This is a genomic window from Bartonella sp. CL434QHHD, from assembly GCF_042195145.1.
In the GTDB taxonomy this organism is placed as follows: domain Bacteria; phylum Pseudomonadota; class Alphaproteobacteria; order Rhizobiales; family Rhizobiaceae; genus Bartonella.
The window spans coordinates 1-6,187 of record NZ_JBHINT010000037.1 but is presented as its reverse complement, the minus strand read 5'-3'; the positions used below and the strand labels follow the sequence as shown (position 1 = coordinate 6,187).

Genomic DNA, 6,187 nt, shown 5'->3' with positions numbered 1-6,187 from the left:
AATGGCACGAGAAAATGCTGGTAGTCGTGATATGGTTTTTTATTATGGCTGATCCATGAGCTCTAAAATATAAATTGAGAGAGAATGGGCGGCATTAAAAGTTAAACGCGCATGGCGAGGCTTGAGATTGATTAGTTCAAAATCCTTTTCTGAGCGGCCGTGCGCTGCACCTTTCTTGTTTCTTAACTTTATAGTACCGCGCACAATTTGATACAGACCGGATGCGATCATTTTTAAGTCATTTTCATCTAGATCTTGATTTTTTAAGTTTTCTTGCTTCATATCTTCGGGATGGATCTTAGCTTTCTTAACGACTTCTTCCCATAAAGCGGGCAGATTATTACGGGCGTTTTCTGCATATGGGATAGAATGGTGGTCGAGATAAGCTTTGCAAGAGGCTTCCAACAGATTTGCTGCAAATAGAACTGCCTCCCTTGGATCTTTTTCTATATTTTCTAATGCTCTATTTATTTCGATTTCTACTGCTGAAAGTTCTTTCTCTGCAATAAGTTTTTTTAGCTCTTCCATCGAGAGGAGACCAGCTTTTTGCAATTCTTGTGTGGAGGTCAACTCCTTCTTGATAAGATGCCCTCCACGCTGATATTCTAATCCATCTTTCTTTAACGTTTCTAAAACTTTACGTTGATCTGTTTTAAGCTGTTGTAGCATTTGATCTTCTGGTATGTCTTGAAATATGAATCCGACTAACTTATGAAACTCGCTGTCCAAAAAATCACCAAGCAGGGGACCAAGGACTTCAAGCGGTTCATTGCATTTTACATTGATTGTGTCTAGTCGTTTCTTAATCGTGACTTCTTTATCATCACTTAGGTACTCATGAGGAGCAGATGGTGTATAAAAGAATAAGGCATCCAAATTCTCTGGCCAATAGTACTTTGGTAATATTTGAGAGAGTGCCCTAATTGTTGCAGGAGGGATTTTGTTTTTCTGAGATATTGTTTGCGGAGACGATAGTTGCATTTTGTATCTTTGTAATATCAAAAAGTGCTATGTTGAGTGGTTTTTAGAGTATGATTTTATTGTCTGACCTTGCTTAGAAAGTCGCGCAACAATTTTGTGGCTTATATAAGATTTGTGAAAGAGAAATGCCATATTGTGTTTTAATTTTTTTCTCCTTTCATTGTTATAACAGTGAAGCAGTGAAGGGGGTGAATAATGCGTGATAATTGGAAAAATATAGAATGAGAACAGAAGTATAATTTTGTATTATCGTAACTGCAATAACATTCTTTATTGGCAGATTGTTTATTAGAGAGAAGGAAGCAGGCAATGCGCATAATCCCTGAACGGAAGGTTTTGTGACAAGAATTTCAATAATGGCATGTTACTAAATGTTGTGTGTGTTCTTTGCTTGTCAGAAAAAGTAGATGTGGCTCTTTATTTGCATAACCGGTATAGAGTAATGAGTAATGCGGGAGGCTAGTTTAAAATCTCGTTTATTCCGTTAAAGCTTACGGTTTTCTATAAAAAGACTGTTTTCATTATATCCGCTGTGAAGCTCGCATACTTGGTAGATGGAAATATACGCGTTTATCGTGTCTGTAAGGGAGCTTGAAGCAATGAAGTTATGTGTAAAAGAGTTCTGAAAAGCTTCTTTTGTCCGTAAATTTTATAAGGAAAATCTAAAGGCAGGAAAATGTTAGAGAAATCTAAGAGTACGCTGTGAAAATCAAGAAACAGTCTTTTTAGAGATGGTTTGCTGTCTGTCATTGTGCATCATGATTTTCAATGTTTTTAAAATTTCCCTCTCAATGAGAGAGGGCTTTTTTATTAAAGTGGGGGAGATTTCTTATAACAGTTAACAATGAAATGGAGAGAAGATGCTGCTTTACCAGCTGTTTTTGTCTCTTCAGTTTCATTTGGACCTATTGCTGTTATGAAAGCATAGTGATTCAATGACTTTGAAAAGGGGTGAATAACATTATCAAGTTTGTAATACAGTGCGATTTTTCACATCGCGGTGTGTGGTAAAAGATGATTAGCATTTATAGGGGCGTGCGCGGGGGCGGGTTCTATATTCTATGCTGGTGCGGTAGGGCGTCTGTTAGCGCATTTATGGAACTATTCCGCATTGAAATGCGTGCTTAATTTCGTGGATCTTTGCAAAGGTCTGATCAGAAAATCCCATATTTCAAGAGGTTTTTAGAGGGATCTAAAAGCACAGAGGTATCATAAAATTACAAACACCGTACGTTACTGGAGGTGATCAATTTTAGAGCTTAAGGAGCTTATCGGTTTAGTGTTCTTTCATAAAAATGATGAAGGCTGTGGTCAAGGTCTCAGTGTGTTGGTTTCTCGAAAAGTGGTAAATGCTGTATGATTTTATATGCCATTGCCAATGTTATGGATAGGGTGTTCAAATAAAGCATATCATAAATCGGAATTCTTCTCTTTACGCGATAAGAGGAGGGCTAGGCAAAACAGTAAAAATGCAGCGATAGAGAATATGAAGAATACGATATATGTTTGGTTTAAGGACAAGTATTCTTCTGTCAGAGAATGGATCAAAAAGCCAGCGAATATACCCCCTAAGGCACCACCTATTTGCTGTAATATGCGTGTGATAACGGCTGTATCTTTGACGTATAAACTGTTGACATATTGGATGGGGGCGGAAAGGCAGACAATGGTGGCGATGCCAAGTCCTATGCCTCTTAGCAAGAATCCAAGTCCATCCATGCTTATATTATAGCCGAAGCATAATAACCCAAGGCTTGATGTCACTAAACCAATTCCTATCATGAAAAAGAGAGATTTTTCTTTCCATTTTTGGTAAATAAATTTCCTTCCGATCCATGCTCCTACCCCTTGCAGAGCTAGGAGGGCACCGATGATGAGAAGGCTATTTTCATGGGCTTGTTCCATGGCAATGGCTAGTGGGAAATAAACGAGGAAGCTATAAAAAAGAAATGAAGCAACAAGCCCCATGATCATGAGTAATGTATAGCGCGCATTTTGAAATCCGCTAAAGACGATTAATTTGTTTTTTGCTTTCTGATTAGAAACAATGAATAATATGAGAAATATCACGGCTATAAGTGCTAGGATATATAAGTGGTTTTTGTTATTGATGTTTCTGGCTTCTGTGAGGTAAAAAAACGAAAGAAGCGATATGGAAAACGCTAAAAATGCAAATAAGTTAAATTTTGTTTTTGTTGTTTCGTTGTTCTTTAAATGTTTTGCTCCAAGGGTGAGTGCCAATAAAATAAGCGGAATATTAATAAAAAATAACAAACGCCAAGAGACATACTGAGCAAGTGAGGCGCCCACCAGCGGACCAAAGGCAGGAGCGAAAACTGTTGGTACGGCTATGGTGCCCATGGCTTGGCGCACTCGTGTCTGTCCAAATTGTAAGGCAATGATGGTTTGGCTAAGGGGCAGCAAAAGACCGGTCCCAAAACCTTGAACGATACGGGCAGATATAATAGTTGGAAAACTATAACTTAATCCTACCCCCAGTGATCCAAGCATAAAAATGAAGCTTGCAAGAAACCAAGTGCTTTTGATACCTATTCTTCCTTGCACAAAAGCTGCCATCAGTAGTCCTGGCACGGTGGCTAGAAAATAGGATGTTACAATCCATTGTATATTATTTCCTTCCACGGAAAAATAATGCGCAAGGTTAGGAAGGATGACATTAACAATGCTTCCGTCCAGCAGAGGAAGTATGCTGGAAATAATGACGGTATATATGACATACCGTTCTGTTTTTGTATAGGAATCTACCTTTTGCATGATCATGCTCCCTACAGATGTTCTTTAAAACATTGGTTGCGCCCCATTCACAGACTTTTAAAAATTAACACGTGTTTGTGATGTCTGCGGTTTTGATATTGGAATGAATGTGATTGGAAGTGCTGATGGTCCCCAAATGCTTCTCTTGTGTACAAACCCCTCTTCCTCCAAAATGAAGCCATCAGTTAAGCTGATTTTGATGAGTTTATCGAGGAGTCTGTTTTCTGTCAATTCACTTTGCATGAGAGCAAAAGCAGAACCTACACGAGACGTGCATGCCTGCTCCATTTGCATTTATTATTTAACATGGAAAATGTGAAAATCTTTATAAATCAAATTATTGACTTAAAAATCCAATGTTTGTTTATATATCATTTTTTATGCTTAAATGATTGTTTGGGTGTCAAATGTATTCTCAATAGTTTATAATTTTCTTTTCTTAAATGTGCAGCCCTTTCTGGAAAATATTCGACAATCTCTTGATTGTTTAATAAAAATTAAAATCGGTTATAAGGAAGGGCTTGTAAATTATAGAGTAGGAAAAAGGTGCATTTTATAAACAACAGGGGAGGGTTGTTTCCATAGCCCAAACATTTTTTCAAGTTGTTATGGTATCTTTTTGAAGTGCTTGATCGATAAAAGTTTCATAATTATCAGAAACAATATATTGGGTATTTTCTCCCAAAGCTTTGAAATGTTCATGACCGCAATGGATTTTTGCTTTTTCCAGATCGCGCAACATGTCTTCGAAAATACTTCCTTTGCTTTCCACAACAAAATACAGTTTTTCTTGCCCATCTTGCTCGAATAATACAGCCCAATCGGGAGTATATGATCCAAGAGGTGTATCAATTTTAAACCATTTAGGCAGTTGCGCATAAACTTTAATCTCATCGTTTTTTTCAAACGATTGTGCAAAACTAAACTCAATATCTGAATCATAAATAACATGATCATAAGGTGATCTATGGTTTTTTACATATTCTTTTATAAAACAATTTGCTTTTATATTTATTAAAATGCATTTTCTATTTTATTTTTTCGTATAATTAGCCAATGAAGCTTTTGCTCTAATATCGCAATTTGTAAAAAAACTATTTGGTCATTCAATATGAAACTTTTTATGTCGGTTTCTTGTATTGAAAGCAATGGTACGATTTTTGATATCTGATAAAAATATTTACAAAAGAATTAATAACGCATGATTATAGAATTTTGTCCTTTGTTTGAAGCATGTAAAGTTAAACCATTGTTTATTCATAGATTTTATGTTCATTGTTTATTTGATACATTTAATCTAGAATGTAAATTGTGTTCGTATACTCAAACTAAAATACTGGTATTGAAGTGGTGAGAGTGTTGCTTTGTTGAGAATAGATAATTTGGTAGGTTGGTATTCCCTTTGTATCAGAGAATTCAACTTATTCTCTCATATTGTGTGTGGATGAAATGTTAACCGCATAATGCTCCCTCTTACATGAGATGTAAGATTGATATGTTTTCCACATTGAGAAAAGTTGTTGATCGTAGAGAAATATTTTTTTGCGAAATTCGTTTGGCTTAAATGGAAAAAATAGAGCAAGAGCCGCATATTTGTTATGCTGTAATGGCATATATATAATCGATGGAGTCAACACTTCATTTAAGAAGTTTTTTAAAGGAAAAACATAAAAAAATAGAATTATTGAAAAAAATCTTTTATTTTGAAGCTTGTTTCTCACGATTATAAAAGCTTCACGTGGATTTCGAAAATTCTTGTTGTGTTGAAAAGCATGAAAAATCAAGAAGATTTTGCAAAAAAGCTGCACTATACGTGCAGCTTTTTATGTATTTGCTTTAAAGGTAGACGTTTTAAAGCATGAAAGTGTCCTTACGGCTTCTATAACCGTAGTAGCCAAAAACACTGGAAATAATGGCGCCTACCAGACTGCCTAAAAAGCCCCACCACCCCATATTGGAGGCTGTTTTTGTGGCTTTAGTCGCAGTGTTTTTGGCGCCCTTGATCGTATCCTCAAGATTGTCTGAGAGTGTTTCTGCCCGTTCTTCAAGGACTTTGATGGCTTTTTCGGTCTTTTCTTCTGCGCTTTGATAGAGTTGGACGGCACGGTTGACTGCTGTTTGTGCATCCGCACGGGACATGCCATCGGTCACAAGGGCATTGATGATATCACTTCGATCAAATTTTGTCGTGAGATCTTCTACACGATCGGACAGACGCTCACCAAGATTTTTTAAAGTGGTGCGATAGTAAGAAGGATCATTTTTGAAAGCTGTTATCGCAGAACCAATATCATTGAGTGCAGCTTGATAGGTTTGTTTTAAGCGCTCAGGGTTGAGAGCAGGAATGTCACTTTTATTGAGAAGGGTGCGCAATTCACTCGAAAGTTGGTCAAAATTGATGCCATTGTCACTATTTTTTGCAAAAAACTTT

3 protein-coding genes and 1 pseudogene are annotated in these 6,187 nt (G+C 36.7%); all 4 read right to left on the bottom strand.

Annotation, left to right across the window (positions count from 1 at the left end; genetic code table 11):
- Positions 1-42: 42 nt before the first annotated feature.
- Positions 43-981, bottom strand: coding sequence for an abortive infection family protein (locus ACFILN_RS06665; protein ID WP_375671125.1), 939 nt, complete (start codon positions 979-981; stop codon positions 43-45).
- Positions 982-2,391: 1,410 nt separating this feature from the next.
- Positions 2,392-3,756, bottom strand: a complete 1,365-nt coding sequence (locus ACFILN_RS06660) for an MFS transporter (RefSeq protein WP_375671123.1) — start codon at positions 3,754-3,756, stop codon at positions 2,392-2,394.
- Positions 3,757-4,354: 598 nt separating this feature from the next.
- The gene (locus ACFILN_RS06655; RefSeq protein WP_273790981.1) at positions 4,355-4,747 is read right to left on the bottom strand and encodes a hypothetical protein; all 393 of its coding nucleotides are present in this window, start codon (positions 4,745-4,747) and stop codon (positions 4,355-4,357) included.
- Positions 4,748-5,607: 860 nt separating this feature from the next.
- Positions 5,608-6,187: pseudogene (locus tag ACFILN_RS06650) on the bottom strand (DUF3792 domain-containing protein); the annotation flags it as partial.

What these genes read in the sequence shown, in the direction of transcription:
- ACFILN_RS06665 (WP_375671125.1), bottom strand. Translation starts at nt 981, where the DNA reads ATGCAACTATCGTCTCCGCAAACAATATCTCAGAAAAACAAAATCCCT.
- ACFILN_RS06660 (WP_375671123.1), bottom strand. Translation starts at nt 3,756, where the DNA reads ATGCAAAAGGTAGATTCCTATACAAAAACAGAACGGTATGTCATATAT.